Origin of the sequence: Bradyrhizobium sp. NBAIM14 (genome assembly GCF_020193895.1) — a bacterium.
GTDB lineage: Bacteria > Pseudomonadota > Alphaproteobacteria > Rhizobiales > Xanthobacteraceae > Bradyrhizobium > Bradyrhizobium yuanmingense.
In genome coordinates, this window is record NZ_JADYVQ010000011.1 from 94,741 (window position 1) to 117,209 (window position 22,469).

Below are 22,469 nucleotides of genomic sequence, written 5' to 3' on the forward strand. Positions count from 1 at the left end.
AGGTCATCGCCCCATTTGGAAGGACGCCGCCACCAGCAGGATCAGGATCTCGCCCGTCTGCTCGAACGCGCCGAGGATGTCGCCGGTCTGCCCCCCGATTTGGCGGATGGCAAGCCGCGCCAGCAGCAGGCCGGCCAGTGACAGCAGGATCAGGCCGACCAGCGCCTTGCCCGGCCCCAACGTCAGGGCAAGCGCAAGCGTTCCAAGCGCGAAGGCTATGGCCACGCTGCGCCCGGGCGGCGCCCCGGCGCCGGCAGAGAGGCCATCAGGCCGCGCCGACGGGACTAGCGACATGAAGGCCGGCAGGCCGGCACGGGCAGCAACGTGCGCCGCGCACAGCGCGAGCATGACGGCCCATGGATTTGCGATCGTCGCAAGCGCGCTCCAGCGCAGGCCGAACGATAGGATCAGGGCGCAGACGCCATAGGTCCCGATCCGGCTGTCGCGCATGATCTCGAGCTTGCGCTCGCGCGTGCGGCCGCCGCCGAGGCCGTCCGCGGTGTCGGCAAGTCCGTCCTCGTGCAGCGCGCCGGTGATGAGGGCGGTCGTGGCTAGCACGAGGAGGGCGGCAAGGCTCGGCGTCAGTCCGAAGCGAATGGCGATCTTGTAAGTGAGGGCGCCGGCGAGGCCGACCAGCAGCCCCGCGACCGGCAGCGCCCACGTTGCCCGCGCAACGGCGCCGTCGCCCGCAGGCTTCGAGGATGCCACCGGCAGGATCGTCACGAACGATGTCGCCATCTTGAGATCGGCGAGGATGTCCTTGAGAAGCTCGGCGCGCGGGATCATTTCAGCTTCAACGGCAGGCCGGCGACGACGAACTCGACCTCGTCGGCGGCACCGGCAATGATCTGGTTCATGATTCCGGCGGCATCGCGGAAGCTGCGCGCCAGCGCATTGTCGGGCACGATGCCGAGGCCGACCTCGTTGGTGACGAGCACGACGGGGCTGTTGAGGCGGGGCAGCGTGTCGGCGAGCTCTCTTACGTCTCGCTCCCAATCGCGCGCCGCATGCATCAGGTTGGAGAGCCACAGCGTCAGGCAGTCCACGAGCCTTGCGCCGCCGCCTTCGGTCGAGAGCAGCGCGGGCACAAGATCGAGCGGCACCTCGCGCTCGATCCAATCGGCTCCGCGCCGCGCGCGATGTCTTGCGATGCGTTCCTGCATTTCGCCATCGAGCGCCTCGGCCGTCGCGACGTAGACGGGCTGGCCGGCAAAGCTGCGCGCGCGCGCTTCGGCCCGGGTACTCTTGCCCGATCGCGCCCCACCGGTGATCAAGATGACGGCCATGAAGGTCTCCTGCGGCAGCACTAATCATCAAACGCGGCCAAAGACAAAGCCGAAATCAGGCGGCGAGGGGCTTGCGCTCAGCCGCCGTCTTGCGCAACAGGGGCGGGACAGGAGCTAGATGTGGACTTTGCGGGCGCGATGGTGGTGGCGATGGCGGTGGATGCCCTTCTGGGCTGGCCGGCCTGGCTGTTCGCGCGGATCGGGCATCCCGTCACCTGGCTGGGCGGGCTGATTGCCGGCATCGACACCGCCTTGAATCGCGCGTCCGATCCGCCGGCGTTGCGCCGAGCCGCGGGCGTCGCCGGCGCGCTTGCGGTGATCGCGCTCTCCGTAGCGCTCGGCTGGGCGCTGCAATCACTGCTTCCTTCGGGTTGGGTCCAGATCGTGCTGATTGGCATCCTGGCCTGGCCATTGGTCGCGCTGCGCTCGCTGCATGATCATGTGGCTGCCGTCGCCATGCCCTTGCTGGCCGGCGACGTTGCCGCCGCGCGCGAAGCGGTCTCGCGCATCGTCGGCCGCGATCCCGCAAGCCTCGATGACGCCGGCATCGCGCGCGCGGCGATCGAGAGTCTTGCCGAAAACACTTCCGACGGCATCGTCGCGCCGGTGTTCTGGGGCGCGCTGTTAGGCTTGCCCGGTATCCTCGGCTACAAGGCGATCAACACGCTGGACTCCATGATCGGCCACCGCAGCGAACGGCACGAAGCCTTTGGATGGGCGGCAGCGCGCATCGACGATGTCGCCAATTTCATCCCGGCGCGGCTGACCGGATTTCTGGTCGTGCTGCTGGCGCCGCGAAGATCGGACGCGCTGGCGTGCATGACGCGCGATGCGCGCCGGCATCGCTCGCCCAATGCCGGCTGGCCGGAAGCGGCGATGGCGGGCGGACTCGGCGTGCGGCTCAGCGGCCCCCGCATCTATCACGGCAACGCGACCAACGAGCCCTGGCTGAACGAGGGTGCGCGCGATCCGCGCGCCGCCGATATCACCGAGGCGCTGACAGTCTATCGCCGCGCCATGCTGCTGGTCGGCGGCGTGCTTGCGATCCTGGCTTTCGCGTGAAACAACGGGGCATGCGCGAGCACGGTGGAAATCTCGATCTGGCCCAGCGGCGTTTCGGCGGACGCGCAGAGGATTGGATCGATCTGTCGACCGGGATCAACCGGATGCCCTATCCCGTGGGCGAGGTAAGCGCACGCGCGTGGAGCGCGCTGCCGTCACGCGCCGAGATCGAGGCATTGCATCAGGCGGCGCGGCACGGCTACCGCACGAGCGCACCGATCGTTGCGATGGGCGGTGCTCAGGCCGCCATTCAATTGCTGCCGCAACTCGCGGCGCCCGGGCGCGCGCGTATCCTCGCGCCGACCTACAATGAATATGCCGGCGTCCTGTCGGCCGCCGGCCGGGACGTCCAGGAGGTTGCCGAGCTCGATGCGCTGGCGGGTGCGGACCTCGCCATCGTCGTCAATCCCAACAATCCCGACGGGCGGTGCCATTCGCGCAAGGATCTGCTCGCGCTGTTGCCGCGCGTCGGCCGTCTCGTCGTAGACGAGAGCTTTGCGGACCCGATTCCGCAATTGTCGCTTGCACCCGACGCGGATCGACCGGGACTGTTGATCCTGCGGTCGTTCGGAAAGTTTTATGGCTTGGCCGGCCTGCGGCTCGGCTTCGCCATCGGTCATGCCGCCGACATCGACAAGCTTGCCGCCGTGTCGGGTCCATGGCCTGTTTCGGGCGCGGCGATCGAAATCGGCTGCCGTGCCTTGCGCGATGAGGCCTGGACCGAGGTTACGTCGGCGCGGCTCGCGCGCGACTGTGTTCGCCTCGACGCATTGGCGCATGCGCAAGGCTGGCGGCTCATCGGCGGCACGTCGCTGTTTCGCTTGTACGAAACGCCTGACGCACTGGCTGCACAGGAAAGGCTCGCGCGCGTCCACATCTGGTCCCGCGTCTTCGCGCAACAGCCGACATGGCTGCGCCTCGGGCTCCCCGGCAGCGAAGCCGAATGGACGCGCCTTGCCGAGGCCCTAGCGCGCTAGCGCGAGCAGGCCTTCGACGTCGAGATGCTTTTCGATGTGATCGGCCAGCGCCTCGAGCGCGCTCTCGACCCTGGCGTGATAGGGCTCGTCGCCCGCGGGAATGTCGAGCTTGGCGAGGTAGGCCTTGCGGAAATCATCCGACGTGAACAGGCCGTGCAGATAGCTGCCCTGCACACGGCCGTCGCGCGAGATCGCGCCTTCAGGCTCGCCGTCCAGCCTCGCGAAGGGACGGGCGCGATCCGGGCCGTCGGTGCGGCCGATGTGGATCTCGTAAGCCTGGATCGGCTGATCCGTCGCGGCATGCACGGCCGCGACGCGCGTGAGGGTCTTTTGCGGGCTCATCACCGTCTCGACATCGAGAAGCCCGAGGCCCGGCGTGTCGCCCGCAGGCCCTTCGATGCCTTCGGGGTCGGCGACGCTGCGTCCCAGCATCTGATAGCCGCCGCAGAGGCCGAGCACGTGGCCGCCGCGGCGGTGGTGCGCGAGCAGGTCGATGTCCCAGCCCTGCGCGCGCAGGAATGCGAGGTCGCCGCGGGTGGATTTGGAGCCAGGAATGATGACGAGGCGCACGTCGCCCGGGATCGCCTCACCGGGATGCACCATCACGAGATCGACACCAGGCTCGAGCTTGAGCGGATCGAGATCGTCGAAATTGGCGATTCGCGACAGCGCAAGGCAGGCGATCTTGCACTGGCCCGGCCTGCGGGCGTCGCGCAGGCCGAGCGCATCCTCGGCCGGCAGCTCACCGGCGCGCGGAAACCAGGGCAGCACGCCGAGGCCGCGCCATGCGGTCTTTTGCTCGATCAGCCTGTAGCCGTCGTCGAACAGCGTGGGATCGCCGCGGAACTTGTTGATGACGAAGCCAGAGATCATCGCGGCATCGTCGGGGTCGATCACCGTCCTGATGCCGACCAGCTGGGCGATGACACCGCCACGGTCGATGTCGCCGACCAGCACGACCGGCGCATTCGCCTTGCGGGCAAAGCCCATATTGGCGATGTCGGACTTGCGCAAATTCACCTCGGCCGGGCTGCCGGCGCCTTCGACCAGCACCAGATCGGCGCGCTCCTTCAGCCGTTCGAAACTCTCCAGCACCGCGCCCATCAGCGACGGTTTCATCGCCGCGTAGTCGCGCGCGCGTGCGGTCGCGATGCGCTTGCCGTGGACCACGACCTGCGCGCCGACATCGGTCTCGGGTTTGAGCAGCACCGGGTTCATGTCGGTGTGCGGCTCGACACCGGCGGCGAGGGCCTGCAGCGCCTGGGCGCGGCCGATCTCACCGCCATCGACGGTGACCGCGGCGTTGTTCGACATGTTCTGCGGCTTGAACGGCAGCACGCGCAGACCACGGCGCGTAAAGGCGCGCGCGAGGCCGGCGACGATGAGCGACTTGCCCACGTCCGAGCCGGCGCCCTGAATCATCAATGCGCGTGCCATTGAAGCTAGAACTCGACGCCGGCCTGCGCCTTGATGCCGGAGCGGAAGGGATGCTTGACCAGCGTCATCTCGGTGACGAGGTCGGCGATCTCGATCAGCTGGTCCTTGGCGTTGCGCCCGGTGAGCACGACATGCGTCATCGCAGGCTTTTGCGTCGTCAGGAAATCGACGACTTCGGCGATGTCGAGATAGTCGTAGCGCAGCGCGATGTTGATCTCGTCGAGCACGACCATGCGCAGCCGCTCGTCGAGGATCAGCTCCTTGGCTTTCTCCCAGCCGGCGCGCGCGGCAGCGATGTCGCGGGTGCGGTCTTGGGTCTCCCAGGTGAAGCCTTCGCCCATCGCGTGGAACTGACAGAGTTCGCCGAAATGGTCGGTGAGCAGGCGCCGTTCGCCCGTATCCCAGGCACCCTTGATGAATTGCACCACCGCACAAGGGAAGCCATGCGCGACGCAGCGGACGATCATGCCGAAAGCCGAGGAGGATTTGCCCTTGCCGGCGCCGGTATGGACGATGATCAGGCCCTTTTCGCCGCTCTTGGTCGCCATGATCTTGTCGCGAGCGGCCTTCTTCTTCGCCATTTTGGCGGCGTGGCGGGCGTCGGTTTCCTCGGTCGTGTGGGTTTCCGGTTCAGGCGTCATCGGTCCCGGTCCTTCGGCTTGACAAGTGGCGGCCACCGGCAAATGGTGGCCTGGCGTTGGTTCCTGTCCTATGACAGGCGAAGAGGGAATGCGATAGGGTCCGAATCCGCAAAGATTTGGGTCCAAACTGCAGCCGCCCCCGCGACCGTGACCGGAGAGATGCCCGAAGCCACTGATTCCTTTTGGGATCGGGAAGGCGGGGATCGAAGGGCCAAAACCCTGCTCCGCAAGCCGGGAGACCTGCCAGCGCGGACGAGTTTTGGACCGGCGGACGGGGTGTTCCGCGACGGGGAAGCGGGCCTTCAGGAGAATGGTCCGTGCGCCTCATCGCCTCCCGCTGTTATCTGGAAGAGGCGATGACCGTCACACTTCATGTCTGCATCACCTGCCGCGCCGGCCAGACGCTCGGCGAGGGCGAGACGACGCCCGGCAAGCGCCTGCATGGCGCGATCCTCGAGGCCGGCGTGCCCGAGGGCGTCAGCGTGGTTCCCGTCGAATGCCTGTCGGCGTGCAGCCAGGGCTGCTCGGTCGCGCTCAGCGCGCCCGGCCGCTGGTCCTATGTCTATGGCCGCCTGTCCGATGCGAATGCGCAGGACGTGGTCGCAGGTGCTGCGGCCTACGCGGCGGCGCCCGACGGAATCGTGCCCTGGCGCAGCCGTCCCGAAATCTTCCGCAAGCAGTCGCTTGCCCGTATTCCCCCTGTTACCGTCGTGCCGGAGGCCGCTGAATGAACTCGCTCGCAAAAGTCCCGGTTACGGTCGTCACGGGTTTCCTGGGCTCCGGCAAGACGACGCTGATCCAGCATCTGCTCAGCAATGCCGGCGGCAAGAAGCTCGCCGTGCTCGTCAACGAGTTCGGCAGCGAAGGCGTCGACGGCGAGATCCTGAAGTCCTGCGCCGATGCGAATTGCCCGGAGGAGAACATCGTCGAGCTCGCCAATGGCTGCATCTGCTGCACCGTCGCCGACGATTTCATTCCGACCATGGAGCAACTCTTGGCGCGCCCGGTGCGGCCCGATCACATCCTGATCGAGACCTCGGGCCTGGCGCTGCCAAAGCCGCTGCTGAAGGCGTTCGACTGGCCGGAGATCCGCTCGCGCATCACGGTCGACGGCGTGATCGCGCTGGCCGACGCCGAGGCCGTCGCGGCCGGCCGCTTCGCGCCGGATCCGGCTGCGGTGGAAGCGCAGCGCGCGGCGGACGACAATCTCGATCACGAGACGCCGCTGTCAGAAGTGTTCGAGGACCAGATCGCCTGCGCCGACATCGTGCTGCTGACCAAGGCCGATCTTGCGGGCGCAGCCGGAATCGAAGCCGCAAAAGCGGCGATCACCGCCGAGATGCCGCGCCGCGTGCCGATGCTGCCGGTCACCGACGGTGCGATCGATGCGCGCGTCATTCTCGGCCTCGGCGCTGCCGCCGAGAATGATCTCGCCGCGCGGCCATCGCATCATGACGGCGAGGAGGAGCACGAGCACGATGATTTTGCCTCGGTCGTGATTGATCTTCCGGAGGTCGCCGACATCGACGCGCTGGTCGCATCGGTCCAGAAACTGGCGCGCGAGCAGAACGTGCTGCGGGCGAAGGGGTACATCGCGGTCGCTGGCAAGCCGATGCGCCTGTTGTTGCAGGCGGTCGGCGAGCGGGTGCGCCATCAGTTCGACAAGCCCTGGGGCGCGGGTCTCAGACAGTCGAAGCTCGTCGTGATCGGCGAGCATGGCGATATCGACGAGGCCGCCATCAAGGCAGGACTTGGTCTTTCAGGATCTGGCATCTGATGCACGTCGTCTTCCGCGAGAGCCGCGGTCTCGAGGAGACCGCGACGCCAAGAGACATCGGCCAGGACCCGGCCGATCTCGTGGTGCTCTCGTATTCGGATTCCGATTTGGCCGCGTTTGCGGCCGGCTGGCGCCGCGGTCGGGGCAGCCTGCCGTCGCTGCGGCTGGCCAATCTCGCGGAGCTGCGTCATCCGCTGTCGGTCGACACCTATATCGAACGGACGCTGTCGCAGGCGCGGGGCATATTGGTGCGCCTGATCGGCGGGGAGTCCTATTGGGCATACGGGCTCGCGGCGCTCCAGCAACTCGCGCAAGAGCGCAACATCGTGCTCGCCGTGCTGCCGGCGGACGGCCGCGACGACGCGCGGCTGGATGCGTACTCGACCCTGCCGGTCTCGACGCTGCGGCGGCTCAAGGTGCTCTGCGACTCCGGTGGCCCGGTCGCCGCGCAAGCCGCGATCGCGCAGCTCGCGCTGGCCTCAGGCCTTTATGCCGGCCCGGTCATCGGCGAGATGACCGTGCCCGAGATGGGATTCTATGATCCCGCGCGCGGTGTCATTGCCGCGCCAGTTGGCGAGGGCAAGCCGCGCGCACTCGTGACGTTCTATCGCTCCTATCTCACCGCCGCCGATACGGGGCCCGTCGACGCCTTGATTGCGGCGCTGCGCGAGAAGGGATTTGACGCCTACGGCGTGTTCGTCACCTCGCTGAAGGCGCCGGGCGCTGCCGACTGGCTGCGCGCGCATCTGGCACAACATCCTGCGGCGGCGATCGTCAATGCGACGGCGTTCTCGGCCCTTGGCGACGACGGCACCACGCCATTCGATGCCGCGTCCTGTCCGGTGTTCCAGGTTGCGCTCTCCACGGCGCGGCGCGAGGATTGGGCGGAATCACTGCGCGGCCTGTCGCCCGGCGATCTCGCGATGCATGTCGTGCTGCCGGAGGTCGATGGCCGCCTGTTCGCAGGCGTGGTGAGCTTCAAATCGGCCGGTCAGCGCGATCCCGATCTGCAATTCGCGCATCTAGCGCACAGGCCCGACGAAGAGCGCGTCAACGCCGTTGCCACGCGCGTCGCGGCTTGGCGTCGCCTCGCGGAGAAGCCCGCCGGCGAGAAGCGGCTGCCGATCGTGCTGTCGAACTATCCGGGCCGGCCGCATCAGATCGCGCACGCCGTCGGGCTCGACGCGCTGGCGTCGGTCGAGGCGTTGATCTCCGATCTCGCGGAGGTCGGCTTCGACGTTGCGCCGGTCGATGCGCTCGGCGCAAAACTATTGAAGCAGAGCTTGACCTGGAGCGTCGCCGAATATCGCACGGGGCTGGCGCGCCTGCCGCAATCCTTGCAGGACGATCTCGTGCAGGCCTGGGGCGCACCGGAGAACGATCCGAGCTGCCGCGACGGCGCGTTCTACTTCGCTGCGATCCAATGCGGCCGGTCGATCATCGCAGTCCAGCCCGAGCGCGGCGACGCGGCCTCGCGCGATGCCGATTATCACGATCTCGCCTGCACGCCGCGCCACGCCTATGTCGCGTTCTATCTCTGGCTCCGGCAGCAAGGCTGCGATGCCGTCGTGCATATGGGCGCGCACGGCACGCTGGAATGGCTGCCCGGAAAATCCGTGGCGCTGTCGCAAGCGTGCTGGCCGGAAGCGCTGATCGGCGATCTCCCCGTCATCTATCCCTTCATCGTCAACGATCCCGGCGAGGCCGCGCAGGCCAAGCGGCGCATCGGCGCGGTCACGATCGGCCATCTGCCGCCGCCGCTTGAGACATCCGCGGTGCCGGAGGGCCTGCGCCGGCTCGAACGCCTGCTCGACGAATATTCGACCGCCGATGGTCTCGATCCCGCGCGCCGCCAGCGGCTGATCGCGGCGATCCGTGACGAGGCGCGGGCGGCGGGTCTCGAAGACGATCTCGGCCTCGATGCAATGGCCGCACCGGCCGAAGCCATCCCGCGGATCGACCGCTTCGTCTGCGACCTCAAGGAGAGCCAGTTCGGCGATGGCCTGCACGTGTTCGGCCGCGGTGCCTGCGGCGAAGCGGAGCGCGATGCATTGCGTTCCGTGCTCGCCGGAAAACGCGTTGCCCCCGGGCCGTCGGGCTCTCCGTATCGCGGGCGTCAGGATGTGCTGCCGACAGGGCGCAACCTCTTCGCCGTCGACCCGCGTGCGGTGCCGACGCCGTCGGCGCATGCGCAGGGGATAAAACTCGCCGAAGAGCTGTTGCGCCGTCATCTGCAGAATCACGGCGACTGGCCGAAGGGCCTCGTGGTGGATCTCTGGGGCTCGGCGACGATGCGCACCGCAGGCGAAGAGTTCGCGATGGCGTTGCATCTGGCCGGCCTCGCGCCGCGCTGGGATCACGCTTCCGGCCGTGTCACCGGTTACGACATCATCGCCCCGGCCGAGCTCGGCCGTCCGCGCATCGACGTCACGCTGCGCGTATCCGGCCTGTTCCGCGATGTCTTCGCAGGGCTGGCGCAATTGTTCGAAGCCGCCGCCGAGGCGCTCGCCGCGCGCGAGGACGAGGGCGATGAGAATCCCTATCGCCAGCGTGCGTCCCGCGTGTTCGCGCCGCGGCCGGGACAATACGGCGTCGGCCTCTCGGCTATCCCGGATGCCTTCACGCCGGACACGCGCGAGGCCGCAGGCGAAGCGTGGCTGTCGGCATCGTCCTGGGCGTTCTCTGCCGATGGCGCGATGCAGCCGGATCGCGCTGGTATCGAACAGCGTCTCGCGTCCGCCGATGCTTTTGTCCATGTCCAGGACTTGCCCGAAACCGATCTGCTGCTGGCCGCCGACTATGCCGCGCATGAGGCAGGCATCGCCGCGGCAGCCGCGAACCTCGGCGCAGGCGTGCCGTCGCTCTATCACCTCGATGCGACGCGGCCCGGCGAGCCGCATGCGCGCACGCTGACGGAAGAGATCTCGCGCGTCGTTCGCGCACGGGCGGCCAATCCGGCCTGGATCTCCGGCATGATGCGCCACGGTTTCCGCGGCGCCGCCGAGATCACCGCGACGCTGGAGCACATGGCCGCCTTCGCGCATCTCGCCGGCGCGGTGCCGCCGCATCTGTTCGACCTCTATTACGACGCGACACTCGGCAACGACGACGTCCGCGCCTTCATGGCGCACGAAAATCCGTCCGCACTCGCCGCGATGGAAACCTGCTTCACGCGCCTGCGCGAAGCCTCGCTCTGGCGAACCCGCCGCAATTCGATTGCAGCGGCGCTGCGGGAGGCCTCATGAGCGCGACCACGGTCAAGGGTTGGTGTCCCGGCGCGCTGCGCCCGATGCAATCGGGCGACGGGCTCGTGGTGCGCGTGCGTCCGTTCGGGGGACGCCTTGAAGCACCACAAATCTCCGGGCTTGCGGAACTCGCCGAGCGCTTCGGCAACGGTCTAATCGACGTCACGAGCCGGGCCAATCTGCAGATCAGGGGCGTTCAGGAGGACGGCCATCGGCCGTTGCTCGATGGTCTGGCGCAACTGGCGCTGCTCGATCCCGACGCCGACATCGAAGCCAGGCGCAACATCCTGGTGACGCCGTTCTGGAGCAACGGCGACGAAACGCAGTCGCTCGCCGCGGAGCTCGAGGAGGCGCTTGCCGATTCTGGCCTGGCGCTTCCCACCAAGTTCGGCTTCGCCATCGATGACGGGCGGTCGCGTGTTCTCGCCGGCGATTCCGCCGACATCCGCATCGAGCGCGACCGCTCGGGCGGTCTCCTGGTGCGGGCCGATGGCGCCAAGCTCGGTCGTTCCGTTGAACGCGGACAGGCCGTGAGCGCGGCGCTGGCGCTCGCAAGCTGGTTCATCATCTCCGGCGGTGCAAACGGCGGGCGAGGGCGCATGGCAGCCCACATCGCATCCGGCGCCGTGTTGCCTCAATCCTTGCGCGGCGAGACCGAGCCTGCGCCGGTGATGGCCGCGGTGCGTCCCGGGCACTATCCGCAAGGCGCAATGGTCGGGGTGGCGTTCGGGCAGATGCTGCACGCGACGCTGCATCAATTCTCTGCTTGCGGCCATGCGCTGCGCATGACGCCCTGGCGGATGGTGCTGAGCGAGGGCAAGCGCGAGATGCCGAGCGCGGCGGGGCTCATCACCGAGCCGTTCGATCCGGCGCTGCGCGTCATCGCCTGCAGCGGCGCGCCGCGTTGCCGCGAAGCCCATGCCGATACGCGCGCGCTGGCCGCGGCGCTGGCGCCGCGCATCCCCGCCGACGCGCGGCTCCATGTCTCCGGCTGCGGCAAGGGCTGCGCCCATTCCGGCGCGGCTGCAGTCACGCTGATTGCGACGCGCGCCGGGTTCGATCTCGTCCGCGACGGCTCGACCCGCGACGCGCCGGTGCTGCGCGGGTTGAACGGCGCCGACATCGTCAGCGATCCCTCCATCCTGGTCGGAGGGAACTGATGCCGCACACCTACGAGACCGACGGCGCTGTGATCTACCGGCAATCCTTTGCCACCATCCGGGCCGAGGCCGATCTCGCGCGCTTCACGTCGGACGAGGAGCAGGTGGTGGTGCGGATGATCCATGCCGCCGGGATGGTTGGCCTCGAGGCGCATATCCGCTTCACCCCTGATATGGCGATTGCCGCGCGCGCGGCCTTGCAGAAGGGGGCGCCGATCCTGTGCGACGCGCGCATGGTGTCCGAAGGCATTACGCGGGCAAGACTGCCCGCGGCCAATGCCGTGATCTGCACGCTCGGCGATCCCGCCGTGCCCGCGCTGGCGCAGTCCATGCGCAACACGCGCTCGGCCGCGGCTCTGGAGCTGTGGCGGCCGCATCTTGATGGCGCGATCATCGCGATCGGCAATGCACCGACCGCGCTGTTTCATCTGCTCAACATGCTGGAGGATCGCGACTGCCCGCGGCCGGCTGCGATCATCGGCTGTCCGGTCGGCTTCGTCGGCGCGGCCGAATCCAAGGCCGCGCTGATGGCCGATCCGCCGGCACCGGCGCTCACCGTCGAAGGCCGCCTCGGCGGCTCCGCCATCACGGTTGCTGCCGTGAACGCGCTGGCAAGCCGGAGCGAATAGCCATGGGACGCATCATCTGCTGCGGTCTCGGCCCCGGCGATCCTGATCTGATGAGCGTGCGTGCCGATCGTACGGTGCGGGGCGCCAGCCACGTCGCCTATTTTCGCAAGAAGGGCAGGCCCGGTCAGGCGCGCCGCATCGTCGATGGCATGCTGGCTGCGGGCGTTACCGAATATCCCATGGAATATCCTGTTACGACGGAGATCGCTTTCGACAGCCCCGAATATGTCCAGCTGCTCGCCGGCTTCTACGACGAATGGGCCGAGCGCCTGGCGCGGCTTTCGCGCGCCGTCGACGTCGTCGTGCTCTGCGAGGGCGATCCCTACTTTTACGGATCGTTCATGCATCTGCACACGCGCCTGCAGGGCCGCGTCGAGATCGAGGTGATCGCCGGCATCCCCGGCATGGTCGGTTGCTGGAACGGCGTCGGCCGGCCGATCGCGCTCGGCGACGACGTGACGACGGTGCTGATGGGCACGCTGCCCGAGGCCGAGCTCGAACGCCGCATGCGCGATTCCGATGCACTGGTCGTCATGAAGACCGGCCGCAATCTCGCAAAAGTGCGCCGCGCGCTCAGCTCCGCCGGGCGGCTCGCCGATGCCTGGCTGGTTGAGCGTGGCACCATGCCAGGCGAGCGCGTGGTGCGGCTCGCCGAGATCGATGCGGCCGACTGTCCCTATTTCGCGATCGTGCTCGTGCACGGCAAGGGCCGGCATCTGGATGCCGCCGAATGACAGGCACACTGACCATCGCGGGCCTCGGGCCGGGCAGCGACGCGCTGGTGACGCCGGAAGTTTCCGCCGCGCTTGCGACGGCGACCGACATTCTGGGCTATGCGCCCTATGTCGCGCGCGTGCCGCCGCGGCCTGGGCTCACTCTGCATCCATCCGACAATCGCGAAGAGCTGCAACGCGCGAGCGAAGCCCTGCGGCTTGCCGCCGAAGGCGGTCAGGTCGTCGTCGTCTCTTCCGGCGATCCCGGCGTGTTCGCGATGGCATCCGCCGTGTTCGAGACGCTCGAGCAGGCGCCGGAATTTCGTGAACTTTCGATCCGTGTGCTGCCCGGCGTCACCGCGATGCTGGCGGCCGCCGCGCGTGCCGGCGCGCCGCTCGGCCATGATTTCTGTGCGATCAACCTCTCCGACAATCTCAAGCCGTGGGCGGTGATCGAGAAGCGCCTGCGCCTCGCGGCGGAAGCCGATTTTGCCATCGCGATGTACAACCCGCGCTCGGCCAGCCGCCCGGAAGGATTCGGCCGTGCGCTTGCGCTGCTTCGCGAAGCCGGCTGCGGCGAGCGTCTCATGATCTTCGCGCGCGCGATCAGCGCGGCTGATGAAAAGATCGAGATCGTGACGCTGAACCAGGCGACGCCCGAGATGGCCGACATGCGCACGCTTGTCATCGTCGGCAATTCGCAGACGCGCCGCATCGGCCGCTGGGTCTATGCGCCGAGGCGCGCAGAATGACCGAGCCATTGCATCACGTCAGTGACACTCTCGACCCTTTGGCGCTCGGGCAGCTCTGGTCGCGAGATCATGATTACGGGAAGGCCGAGCCTGCGCGCCGCGTCGATCTTGGCGCGCGCGCCGTCGCCGCCGGAATTGCGGGCGACGATCCAGGCGATGCCGCGCGTGTGCAGCATCTCCAACTCGCCGTCGAGGGTGAAGGGGCCACGCGATACGATCACATCGGCCGCGAAGGGCAGCGACGCTTCGGGCGGATCGACGAAACGCAGCGTGTAGGCATGTTGCGGCTTGGCCGCGAACGGCGCGATGTGCTGACGGCCGATGGCGAGGAACACGTTTGCCGGGGCGTCGGGCAGTGCGGAGACGGCAGCATTGACATCCGCCACCTCGATCCAGTTGTCGGTGGACGCCTTGATCCAGGGCGCGCGCTCCAGCGCAAGCAACGGCGTGCCCGTCTCGGTGCAAGCCGCAACGGCGTTGCGGCTCATTTCCGCGGCGAAGGGATGCGTTGCATCGATCACATGCGTGATGCCTTCGGCGCGGATGTAATCCGCAAGTCCGCTCACGCCGCCAAACCCGCCGATGCGCGTCGGCAGCGGCTGATCGGCGGGCGCGCGGGTGCGGCCGCCATAGGAATAGATGGCATCGATGCCGGCGCGCGCGATCTCCGCGGCGAGCAGGCTCGCATCGGCCGTTCCGCCCAGAATGAGGGCGCGAATCATGTCTGATCCCTGGCTGACCATCATCGGTATCGGCGAAGATGGCCTTGCCAGGCTGTCGGAGGCAAGCCGAAAGGCGCTTGCCAAGGCCGAAACCGTGTTCGGCGGCGAGCGCCATCTTGCGCTTGCCGAAATTGGCAGCCGCGGTCGTCCATGGCCGGTGCCGTTCGATGCGGATGTCGTGCTGAGCTGTCGCGGCAGGCCGACGGTGGTGCTCGCCTCCGGCGATCCGTTCTGGCATGGCGCCGGCGCGAGCCTTGCCGAGAAGCTCGGTGGCGACGAGTGGATCGCGCATCCTGCTCCGTCCACCTTCTCGCTCGCCGCCGCGCGGCTGGGCTGGCGACTCGAATCCACCGTCTGCCTCGGGCTTCACGCCGCACCGTTCGAGCGTCTCGGTCCGCATCTGGCGCGAGGGGCGCGCATCATCTGTCTCGTGCGCGATGGGAAAGCGGCTGGCGATCTGGCTAGGTGGTTGAGCGAGCGCGGGTGGGGCGCCTCGGCCTTCTGGATGCTCGCCGCCCTCGGTGGCCCGCGCGAAAGCGTCACAGAATATCGCGCCGATAGTCTTGCCGGTGATCTCGCCGGAAACCTGGTCACCGTCGCCGTCGAGGCGAAGGGCGGACAGGGGATGCCCCGCAGTTCGGGATTATCGGACGACCTCTTCATGCATGACGGCCAGATCACCAAGCGGCCGGTACGTGCGCTCGCGCTCTCGGCGTTGGCGCCGCGGCCCGGCGAACGGTTGTGGGATATCGGCGCAGGTTCAGGCTCGATCTCCGTGGAGTGGGCGCTGTGTGGTGGGACGGCGAGTGCAGTCGAAGCGCGCGAGGATCGCGCCGCGAACATCCGCAAGAATGCAGCCGCCTTCGGTTTGGCACATCGGATCACAGTCGTCACGGGCAGGGCACCGGAAGCTCTTGCCGGGTTGGAAGCGGCGGATGCCGTCTTCATTGGCGGTGGTCTCGACGAAGTGTTATTTGATGCGATCTGGCCGCGGTTCTCGCCGGGTGCGCGGCTCGTGGCGCATGCTGTGACGCTGGAGACGGAAGCTCTGCTCGGCGAGCTGCATCGGCGTCACGGCGGCGAACTGATGCGGGCCGAAATTTCGCATGCCGCCCCGCTCGGCCGCTATCGGTCGTGGGAGGCAGCACGCCCCGTGGTGCAGTGGAGTGTGGTGCGATGAAGGTCGCCGGACTCGGCTTCAAGCGCGATGTGACGCTGGCTTCGCTGCGTGAAGCGCTGCTCGCTGCGGGCGGTGCGGAAGGGCTTGCGGCGATGGCAACCGTCAGCGATAAGGCCGACATCGAGGCGCTGAAGCAACTCGCACGTGAATGCGGCGTGCCGATCAGGGCCGTTCCGGCCGCGACACTGGCCGGCATCGACACGCCCACGCAATCGAAGCTCGTCGCGGAGAAATTTGGCACCGGATCTGTAGCCGAGGCTGCGGCGCTCGCGGTCGCCGGTCCGCGCGCGCGGTTGATTGCAGCACGGGTTGTCTCGCAGGATCGCACCGCGACCGCCGCGATTGCCGAAGGAGACGGCCCATGACGGTGCATTTCATCGGTGCCGGGCCGGGCGCACCCGATCTGCTGACGTTGCGCGGCCGCGATCTGATCGCGGCCAGTCCGGTTTGTCTCTATGCCGGCTCGCTGGTGCCGGAGGGCGTGCTGGCGCATTGCCCGCCCGGCGCACGTATCGTCAACACCGCGCCAATGTCGCTCGACGAGATCATCGCCGAGATCGCAGGCGCGCATGCGGCAGGCCTGGATGTCGCGCGGCTGCATTCCGGTGATCTCTCAATCTGGTCGGCGATGGGCGAGCAGCTCCGCCGTTTGCGTGCGCTCGGGATTCCCTACTCGGTGACACCCGGCGTTCCCTCGTTCTCGGCTGCCGCGGCCGCGCTGGAGGCCGAGCTGACGCTGCCCGGTCTTGCTCAGACGGTCGTGCTGACGCGCACGCCGGGCCGTGCCAGCGCGATGCCCGAGGGCGAGAAGCTCGCCGCGTTCGCCGCGACCGGCGCGGTGCTCGCGATCCACCTGTCGATCCATCTGCTCGACCAGGTCGTCGCCGAGCTGACGCCGCACTACGGCGCGGATTGCCCGGTCGCGATCGTCTGGCGCGCGAGCTGGCCGGAGCAGCGCATCGTGCGCGCGACGCTTGCAACGCTCGGTGCGTTCGTGGGTGGCGAGATGGAGCGCACGGCGCTGATCCTGGTCGGCAAGACGCTTGGCGCTGCCGATTTTGACGAGAGCCGCCTCTATGCCGCCGACTACGACCGCCGCTACCGGCCGGTCGGTGCCGAGCCGCGCTTTCCGGAGGCGTCGTGATGCCGGCGAGCCTTGTCATCTCCGCGCCGGCCTCCGGCGTCGGCAAGACCACGCTGACGCTGGCGCTCGCCCGCGCCTGGCGCAAGCGCGGCCTGAACGTGCAGTGCTTCAAGAGCGGCCCCGACTATATCGATCCCGCCTTCCACGCCGCAGCCACGGGACGCGCCTCGGTCAACGTCGACAGCTGGGCGATGGATCGCGGCACCATCGCGCATCTCGTCAGCCGTGGCGGCAATGCAGATGTCGTTCTCGCCGAGGGATCGATGGGCCTGTTCGACGGTGTCGCCGCGCGCGGTGTCTCCGGCACCGGAGCGACCGCTGATATCGCGGAGATGCTGGGCTGGCCAGTGGTTCTGGTGATCGATCCCTCCGGCCAGGCGCAGACTGCGGCAGCGATCGCCGCCGGCCTTCGCGATTACCGCGCCGGCGTGCGCCTTGGCGGCGTCGTGCTCAATCGCGTCGCCAGCCCCCGCCATGAGGATCTGGTGCGGCGCGCGCTGAACGAGGCCGGCATCAAAGTGTTCGGCGCGCTGCCGCGCCATGCCGAGATCAGCCTGCCGAAGCGGCATCTCGGTCTCGTGCAGGCCGAGGAGCAGGCCGAGATCGGCAAGCTGATCGACGAGGCCGCGCGCTTTGTCGCCGAGCACGTCGATCTCGATGCGGTGCTCCACTCGGCAGGCCAATGGTCGCCGCAAGCTGCGGCGAACGGATTGAACGTGACGCCGCCCGGCCAGCGCATCGCGCTGGCGCGCGATGCGGCGTTCTCCTTCGTCTATCCGCATATGCTGGAAGCTTGGCGCGCCGCGGGCGCCGAGATCGTGCCGTTCTCGCCGCTGGCCGATGAAGCGCCCGATGCGAGCGCCAACGTGTGTTGGCTGCCCGGCGGCTATCCCGAGCTTCATGCAGGAAAGATCGCGGCCAATGCGCGCTTTCGCAGCGGCTTGCGCGCTTTCGCCGAGACGCGGCCGGTGCATGGCGAATGCGGAGGCTATATGGTGCTGGGCGCAGGCCTGACCGACGCCGACGGTATCAGCCATGAGATGGCGGGGCTGCTTGGCCTCGAGACCAGCTTTGCCAAGCGCCGCATGCATCTCGGCTATCGTCTTGCTGAACTGGCTGCGCCGATGCCGGGGCATCAGCCTGGCGCGCGCCTGCGCGGCCACGAGTTCCACTATTCGACCATCCTCGCCCAGCCCGATACGCCGCTCGCGGTCGTGCACGATGCCACCGGCGCGGTCATTGCCGAAACCGGCTCGCGCCGTGGCCATGCCACCGGCACGTTCTTCCATCTGATCGCGGAGGACCGGTGAGCGGTTTTGTCTCTTTCGTTTCCGCCGGTCCGGGCGATCCCGAGCTCCTCACGGTGAAGGGCGCCACGCGGCTGCGCGAGGCCGACGTCGTGCTTTATGACGATCTTGCCTCCGGCGCGATCCTCGATCTCGCACGGCCCGGCGCCAATCTCGTCGCGGTGGGAAAGCGGGCCGGGCGTCCTTCGACCAAGCAGCACCACGTCAACCGTCTCCTGGTCGACTATGCCGCAACCGGCGCGCGCGTGGTGCGGCTCAAGTCCGGCGATGCCGGCATTTTCGGCCGGCTGGAGGAGGAGATCGAGACGCTGCGCGAGGCCGGCATCGGCTACGAGATCGTTCCCGGCGTCACCTCCGCCTGTGTCGCCGCCGCCCAGGCCGGCATTCCCCTGACCCGCCGGTATACCTCCCGCCGGGTGCAGTTCATCACCGGCGCTGACGTCACGGGCGAGCTGCCGCCCAATCTGAATTGGGCGGCACTGGCCGACCCCGAGGCCACGACCGTGGTCTATATGGGCCGGCGCACCTTTCCGGCGCTTGCCGCAAAATTGATCGCGCACGGCCTCGCTCCCAGCACTCCGGCGCTGTTCGCCGAATCTCTCGGGCGTCCCGACGAACGGCTGGTCCGCACCACGATTGCCGAGCTCGCCGAGCAGCTTGGGCGCGGCGGCGCCGCTTCCACTGCGGCCGTCATCCTGTTCGGCGCGCTGGCGGGAGAATATCCGGCATGACGGCTCCGGCAGCGGTTCGCCCCTTGACGCCCGCGATACGAAAGGGGCACACAAGAGCGGCATGGTGCTCGACGCGGCGCAAAGCGCCGGAGCATAATCGGGAATGGGGATGGGCGGACCCAGTTGCGGCGCCCAAAACCCCAGCCGCCCCCGCGACTGTAAGCGGTGAGGGCCTCCGAACCGCCACTGGACCGCAAGGTCCGGGAAGGCCGGAGAACCCAGTGAACCGCGAGCCAGGAGACCGGCCGTGCACGTTTTGAGGCCAAGGCCGTCGGGTGTGACGGCGGAAAGGAATTGAGCCATGCATATCGAACCCGGGATCGTGACGGGCGCCAAGCTCGTGTTGAGTTACGCAACCGGCATCGCCGCAGGCGGCGTTGCCTTGAAGCTCGCGGTCGAGACCGTGCGCGAGCAGGGCGCCGGCTCGTTCGCGGCGCGGACACTGGCCACCACCGCTCTCGTCTTCGTCTTCTTCGAAATCCTGCCGCACTTTCCGGTTGGGGTATCAGAGGTGCACTTCATCCTCGGCTCGACCTTGTTCCTGCTCTTTGGTGCTGCGCCCGCCGCCTTCGGCCTTGCATTTGGCCTGCTGCTTCAGGGCATGCTGCTGGAGCCAGTCGATCTGCCGCAATACGGCATGAACGTCACCACGCTTCTGGTGCCGCTGTTCGCGATCCAGGCGATCGCCAAGCGGATCATTGCCCGCAACACCGCCTATGTCGATTTGAAGTACGGTCAGGCGCTGGCGCTTTCGACGACCTACCAGGCCGGCGTGATCGCATGGGTGGCGTTCTGGGCGCTCTATGGCTCCGGCTTTGCGATGAGCAATCTCGCCAGCGTCGGGACGTTCGCTGCCGCTTATGCGCTGGTGATCGTGATCGAACCGCTCGCCGATCTCGCGGTGCTGGCGCTGGCGAAGTCGCTGCGCGGCGTCACCGCGCCCGGCCTCGTCACCCCGCGCCTGCACAACGCGGCGTAAGAGATCAGCGATGGGCCGCCGGTGTGGCCGCCCATCGCGCTCGCGATGCTAACGCTCTCCCTGATCGGCATCGGTTGCGGCGATCCCGCGCAGCTCACGCGCGCCGCCGTTGACGCCATCAACGCCGCCGATCTCATCCTGATCCCGCGCAAGGGAACGGCGAAATCCGATCTCGCAGATCTCAGGCGAACGATCTGCGCCGGTGTGCTCACCAACAAAACGACGCGCATCGCCGAATTCGATCTTCCCGTGCGCGATGCGACCGAGGCGGACTACCGCAAGGGCGTCGACGATTGGCACGATGCGGTGGCCGCGATTTGGTCGCAGACGATCGCTGGGCATCTCGAAGATGAGGGCAAGGTCGCGCTGCTGATCTGGGGCGATCCTTCGCTCTATGATTCTTCGCTGCGCATTGCGCGGCGGCTCGATCCATTGCCGACAATCGAGGTCGTGCCGGGGATCACCTCGATCCAGGCGCTGTGCGCGGCGCATGCGCTGCCGCTCAACGACATCGGCGAGCCGTTCCTGGTCACGACAGGGCGGCGCTTGCGCGAAGGCGGCTGGCCGCAGGGCGTCGACACCGTCGTCGTGATGCTCGATGGCGGCACGGCGTTCCAATCGCTGGATCCAGAAGGCCTGCAGATCTGGTGGGGTGCCTATCTCGGCATGCCCGATCAGATCATCATGTCCGGCGCGCTGGCTGAACTGGGCGCGCGCATTGCCGCCGTGCGGCAGGACGCACGCGAGCGGCACGGCTGGATCATGGACAGCTACATCATCAAACGCAGGCGTTGAGCAGCATGCTTCCCGAATGGGTTACCCAGAACTGCCCAGAGGTCTCCGCTGTTCATCGTGAGGCGGCCATTGCGCGGCAGGCGCAACTGACGAAGCCGACCGGTGCGCTCGGCCGGCTCGAGCAGCTCGCAATCGAGCTTGCGGGCTTGCAGGCCACCGAGCAGCCGCGCGCCGCGCGGGTGCCGATCATCATCTTCGCCGGCGACCACGGCATCGTCGCGCAGGGCGTGTCGGCCTATCCGCAAGCCGTCACCATCGCGATGATGGCGAATTTTGCCGCCGGTGGCGCCGCGATCTCGGTGCTGGCGCGCGAGCTGGGTTCGAGCCTCGAGGTGGTCGACGCCGGCACGCTGGCCGAGGCGCAGATCGCGGGAATCGTCACCGACAAGCCGCGCAGCGGCACCCGCGATTTCAGTGTCGAGGCCGCGCTCACGCCGGCGGAATTGGCCTTCGCCTTCGAGGCCGGGCAGCGCGCGGTGGTGCGCGCCGAGGCCGGCCGGCCTGATCTCTTGATCTTCGGCGAGATGGGGATCGGCAACACCACGACCTCAGCAGCGATTGCTGCGAGCCTGCTCGGTGTGAGTGCCGACGAGATCGCGGGCAGCGGCACCGGCGTCGATGCGTCGGGCCGCGCGCACAAGGTGCGGGTGATCGATGCGGCGATCGCGCATCACGGCGTTGCGGGGGCGTCACCCGAAAAAATCCTGTGCGCGGTCGGCGGCCTCGAGATTGCGGCGATCTCGGGTGCGATCATCGCGGCCGCGCAACGCCGCATCCCCGTGTTGATCGACGGCTTTATCGTCTCGGTGGCGGCGCTGACGGCGGTGCGCCTCAACCCGTCCTGCCAGCCGTTCCTGTTGCCTTCGCATCAATCGGCCGAGCAGGGACATCGGCTGGTGTTGCGCGCGCTGAACGTGCAGCCGCTGATCAGCCTCGATCTCAGGCTCGGCGAGGGATCGGGCGCCGCCATCGCGCTGCCGCTGGTGCGCTCGGCGTGCGCACTTCACAATGGCATGGCGACGTTCGCGCAGGCCAATGTGCCGGATCGGTCTTCTTGATGCGGCTCAAGCCACGCGCTGGTTGACCGACACGACGCGCCAACCGCCCGCCAGCCGGTCGATCCGGGTCAGCGACAGCGGATCGACGACGAAGCGCAGCGCGGCTTCCGGTGTGAGATCGAGCGCGATGCAGAGCGCAGCGCGTATGGTGCCGGAATGGACGACCAGTGCTGCGGAGCCTGCGCCAATCTGGGCCAGGCCCAGGCGGACGCGGGCGACCTGATCCGCAAAGCTCTCGCCATTCGGCGGCCGTCCGTGCGCCGGATCGCGCCAGACCTGCGCGTAGGCCTCGCCACCGGTCGCGGCGAGCTCGTCATGCCGATGGCCGGTCCAGTCGCCGAAATCCTGCTCGCGAAACTCGCTGATCAGCTCCGGTTCGAGCCCCAGCGCGCGCGCCGTCTCGACCGTGCGCCGCGACGGGCTGGCATAGCCGGCGAGATCCGCGGGCAACAGCTGCCTTAGGGCCGCCAATGCAGCGTGATCGCCGAGGTCGGCCCGCGCATCGGCCGCATGGATCGTCCCGGGCACGCCCGCGACGGCCGCATGCCTGATCAACCAGAGGAAGGTCTCGCCTTCCATGCTCATCTCCAAGGAAGTTGGTTGCTGTGGCCCCAACGCCGCAACTGGCACATTGACTCTGTCTTGGTGGTAATCCTAGATGCTCGCGACGGTTTTCCCGAGAGGGAATGAAAAGGGAATGCGGTGCGGGGAAAATTGTCCCCAATGCCGCGGCTGCCCCCGCAACTGTAAGCGGTGAATCCTTCGTCACGAGCCACTGGGTCCTCGGTCCCGGGAAGGCGACGAAGCGGTCACGACCCGCGAGCCAGGAGACCTGCCGTCAGCCGTGGTCACACGCGAAGATGTCGGTCGGGGA

At 68.0% G+C, this 22,469-nt stretch carries 23 protein-coding genes and 3 riboswitches; of the genes, 17 read left to right on the forward strand and 6 right to left on the reverse strand.

Going from position 1 to position 22,469, the window contains the following annotated elements; translation table 11 throughout:
- Nucleotides 1–3 precede the first annotated feature (3 nt).
- Nucleotides 4–786 (reverse strand): adenosylcobinamide-GDP ribazoletransferase, encoded by a 783-nt coding sequence (gene cobS / locus I6F28_RS24010; protein WP_225141371.1) that lies wholly within the window; start codon nucleotides 784–786, stop codon nucleotides 4–6.
- Entirely contained in the window at nucleotides 783–1,286 is a 504-nt protein-coding gene (gene cobU / locus I6F28_RS24015) for a bifunctional adenosylcobinamide kinase/adenosylcobinamide-phosphate guanylyltransferase (RefSeq protein ID WP_036035070.1), read from the reverse strand. The genes cobS and cobU overlap by 4 nt, the downstream gene beginning before the upstream one ends.
- Before the next feature lie 120 nt (nucleotides 1,287–1,406).
- On the opposite strand from cobU, the gene cbiB reads away from it, so the two are divergent.
- Nucleotides 1,407–2,348: an adenosylcobinamide-phosphate synthase CbiB gene (gene cbiB, locus I6F28_RS24020; RefSeq protein WP_225141373.1), complete on the forward strand. Its 942-nt coding sequence runs from the start codon at nucleotides 1,407–1,409 to the stop codon at nucleotides 2,346–2,348.
- Between the two features lie 11 nt (nucleotides 2,349–2,359).
- Nucleotides 2,360–3,325, forward strand: coding sequence for a threonine-phosphate decarboxylase CobD (gene cobD, locus I6F28_RS24025; RefSeq protein WP_225141375.1), 966 nt, complete (start codon nucleotides 2,360–2,362; stop codon nucleotides 3,323–3,325).
- Here the strand turns inward: cobD and I6F28_RS24030 are convergent.
- Together I6F28_RS24030 and cobO are read right to left on the reverse strand one after the other, a co-directional pair.
- Nucleotides 3,314–4,762: a cobyric acid synthase gene (locus tag I6F28_RS24030; RefSeq protein ID WP_225141377.1), complete on the reverse strand. Its 1,449-nt coding sequence runs from the start codon at nucleotides 4,760–4,762 to the stop codon at nucleotides 3,314–3,316. The two genes, cobD and I6F28_RS24030, sit on opposite strands and share 12 nt — an antisense overlap.
- A gap of 5 nt (nucleotides 4,763–4,767) precedes the next feature.
- Nucleotides 4,768–5,403 carry a cob(I)yrinic acid a,c-diamide adenosyltransferase gene (gene cobO / locus I6F28_RS24035; protein ID WP_225141378.1) on the reverse strand — a complete coding sequence of 212 codons (636 nt, stop codon included), beginning with the start codon at nucleotides 5,401–5,403 and terminating at the stop codon, nucleotides 4,768–4,770.
- Between the two features lie 40 nt (nucleotides 5,404–5,443).
- A riboswitch (cobalamin riboswitch) is annotated at nucleotides 5,444–5,665 on the forward strand.
- Nucleotides 5,666–5,759: 94 nt separating this feature from the next.
- Here cobO and I6F28_RS24040 point away from each other — a divergent pair.
- From I6F28_RS24040 to cobJ, 7 genes are read left to right on the forward strand one after another with little or no spacing between them, the layout of a single operon-like run.
- The gene (locus I6F28_RS24040; RefSeq protein ID WP_036005458.1) at nucleotides 5,760–6,134 is read left to right on the forward strand and encodes a DUF1636 family protein; all 375 of its coding nucleotides are present in this window, start codon (nucleotides 5,760–5,762) and stop codon (nucleotides 6,132–6,134) included.
- Nucleotides 6,131–7,180 (forward strand): cobalamin biosynthesis protein CobW, encoded by a 1,050-nt coding sequence (gene cobW, locus I6F28_RS24045; RefSeq protein ID WP_109144295.1) that lies wholly within the window; start codon nucleotides 6,131–6,133, stop codon nucleotides 7,178–7,180. Before I6F28_RS24040 ends, cobW begins: the two co-directional genes overlap by 4 nt.
- Nucleotides 7,180–10,425: a cobaltochelatase subunit CobN gene (gene cobN / locus I6F28_RS24050; protein WP_225141380.1), complete on the forward strand. Its 3,246-nt coding sequence runs from the start codon at nucleotides 7,180–7,182 to the stop codon at nucleotides 10,423–10,425. Before cobW ends, cobN begins: the two co-directional genes overlap by 1 nt.
- Nucleotides 10,422–11,585, forward strand: coding sequence for a precorrin-3B synthase (gene cobG / locus I6F28_RS24055; RefSeq protein ID WP_225141382.1), 1,164 nt, complete (start codon nucleotides 10,422–10,424; stop codon nucleotides 11,583–11,585). The genes cobN and cobG overlap by 4 nt, the downstream gene beginning before the upstream one ends.
- Nucleotides 11,585–12,214: a precorrin-8X methylmutase gene (locus I6F28_RS24060; RefSeq protein ID WP_036005374.1), complete on the forward strand. Its 630-nt coding sequence runs from the start codon at nucleotides 11,585–11,587 to the stop codon at nucleotides 12,212–12,214. The genes cobG and I6F28_RS24060 overlap by 1 nt, the downstream gene beginning before the upstream one ends.
- A 2-nt stretch (nucleotides 12,215–12,216) precedes the next feature.
- The gene (locus I6F28_RS24065) at nucleotides 12,217–12,948 is read left to right on the forward strand and encodes a precorrin-2 C(20)-methyltransferase (RefSeq protein WP_036023524.1); all 732 of its coding nucleotides are present in this window, start codon (nucleotides 12,217–12,219) and stop codon (nucleotides 12,946–12,948) included.
- Nucleotides 12,945–13,679 (forward strand): precorrin-3B C(17)-methyltransferase, encoded by a 735-nt coding sequence (gene cobJ / locus I6F28_RS24070; protein ID WP_225141383.1) that lies wholly within the window; start codon nucleotides 12,945–12,947, stop codon nucleotides 13,677–13,679. The genes I6F28_RS24065 and cobJ overlap by 4 nt, the downstream gene beginning before the upstream one ends.
- Here cobJ and I6F28_RS24075 read toward each other — a convergent pair.
- Nucleotides 13,655–14,401: a cobalt-precorrin-6A reductase gene (locus tag I6F28_RS24075; RefSeq protein ID WP_225141384.1), complete on the reverse strand. Its 747-nt coding sequence runs from the start codon at nucleotides 14,399–14,401 to the stop codon at nucleotides 13,655–13,657. The two genes, cobJ and I6F28_RS24075, sit on opposite strands and share 25 nt — an antisense overlap.
- Between I6F28_RS24075 and cbiE the strand changes: the two genes are divergently transcribed.
- From cbiE to cobT, 8 genes are all read left to right on the forward strand, one after another.
- The gene (gene cbiE, locus I6F28_RS24080) at nucleotides 14,400–15,581 is read left to right on the forward strand and encodes a precorrin-6y C5,15-methyltransferase (decarboxylating) subunit CbiE (protein ID WP_225141385.1); all 1,182 of its coding nucleotides are present in this window, start codon (nucleotides 14,400–14,402) and stop codon (nucleotides 15,579–15,581) included. The two genes, I6F28_RS24075 and cbiE, sit on opposite strands and share 2 nt — an antisense overlap.
- Nucleotides 15,578–15,946 carry a cobalamin biosynthesis protein gene (locus I6F28_RS24085; protein WP_036023534.1) on the forward strand — a complete coding sequence of 123 codons (369 nt, stop codon included), beginning with the start codon at nucleotides 15,578–15,580 and terminating at the stop codon, nucleotides 15,944–15,946. Before cbiE ends, I6F28_RS24085 begins: the two co-directional genes overlap by 4 nt.
- Entirely contained in the window at nucleotides 15,943–16,725 is a 783-nt protein-coding gene (gene cobM / locus I6F28_RS24090; protein ID WP_036023536.1) for a precorrin-4 C(11)-methyltransferase, read from the forward strand. Before I6F28_RS24085 ends, cobM begins: the two co-directional genes overlap by 4 nt.
- A complete protein-coding gene (locus I6F28_RS24095; protein ID WP_225141386.1) occupies nucleotides 16,725–18,035 on the forward strand; it encodes a cobyrinic acid a,c-diamide synthase CobB in 1,311 nt (436 codons plus the stop codon). Before cobM ends, I6F28_RS24095 begins: the two co-directional genes overlap by 1 nt.
- Nucleotides 18,032–18,763, forward strand: a complete 732-nt coding sequence (gene cobA / locus I6F28_RS24100) for a uroporphyrinogen-III C-methyltransferase (RefSeq protein ID WP_036005341.1) — start codon at nucleotides 18,032–18,034, stop codon at nucleotides 18,761–18,763. Before I6F28_RS24095 ends, cobA begins: the two co-directional genes overlap by 4 nt.
- A 45-nt stretch (nucleotides 18,764–18,808) precedes the next feature.
- A riboswitch (cobalamin riboswitch) is annotated at nucleotides 18,809–19,027 on the forward strand.
- Nucleotides 19,028–19,064: 37 nt separating this feature from the next.
- A complete protein-coding gene (locus tag I6F28_RS24105) occupies nucleotides 19,065–19,742 on the forward strand; it encodes an energy-coupling factor ABC transporter permease (protein WP_036023541.1) in 678 nt (225 codons plus the stop codon).
- A 45-nt stretch (nucleotides 19,743–19,787) separates the two neighbouring features.
- Nucleotides 19,788–20,537, forward strand: a complete 750-nt coding sequence (cobF, locus tag I6F28_RS24110; RefSeq protein WP_225141387.1) for a precorrin-6A synthase (deacetylating) — start codon at nucleotides 19,788–19,790, stop codon at nucleotides 20,535–20,537.
- 5 nt (nucleotides 20,538–20,542) lie between these two features.
- The gene (cobT, locus tag I6F28_RS24115) at nucleotides 20,543–21,595 is read left to right on the forward strand and encodes a nicotinate-nucleotide--dimethylbenzimidazole phosphoribosyltransferase (RefSeq protein ID WP_225141388.1); all 1,053 of its coding nucleotides are present in this window, start codon (nucleotides 20,543–20,545) and stop codon (nucleotides 21,593–21,595) included.
- 6 nt (nucleotides 21,596–21,601) lie between these two features.
- Here the strand turns inward: cobT and I6F28_RS24120 are convergent, their stop codons facing one another.
- Complete coding sequence (locus tag I6F28_RS24120) at nucleotides 21,602–22,174, reverse strand: histidine phosphatase family protein (RefSeq protein WP_225111830.1); 573 nt, start codon at nucleotides 22,172–22,174, stop codon at nucleotides 21,602–21,604.
- Nucleotides 22,175–22,246: 72 nt separating this feature from the next.
- Nucleotides 22,247–22,449: riboswitch (cobalamin riboswitch) on the forward strand.
- The last annotated feature ends 20 nt before the right edge of the window (nucleotides 22,450–22,469 follow it).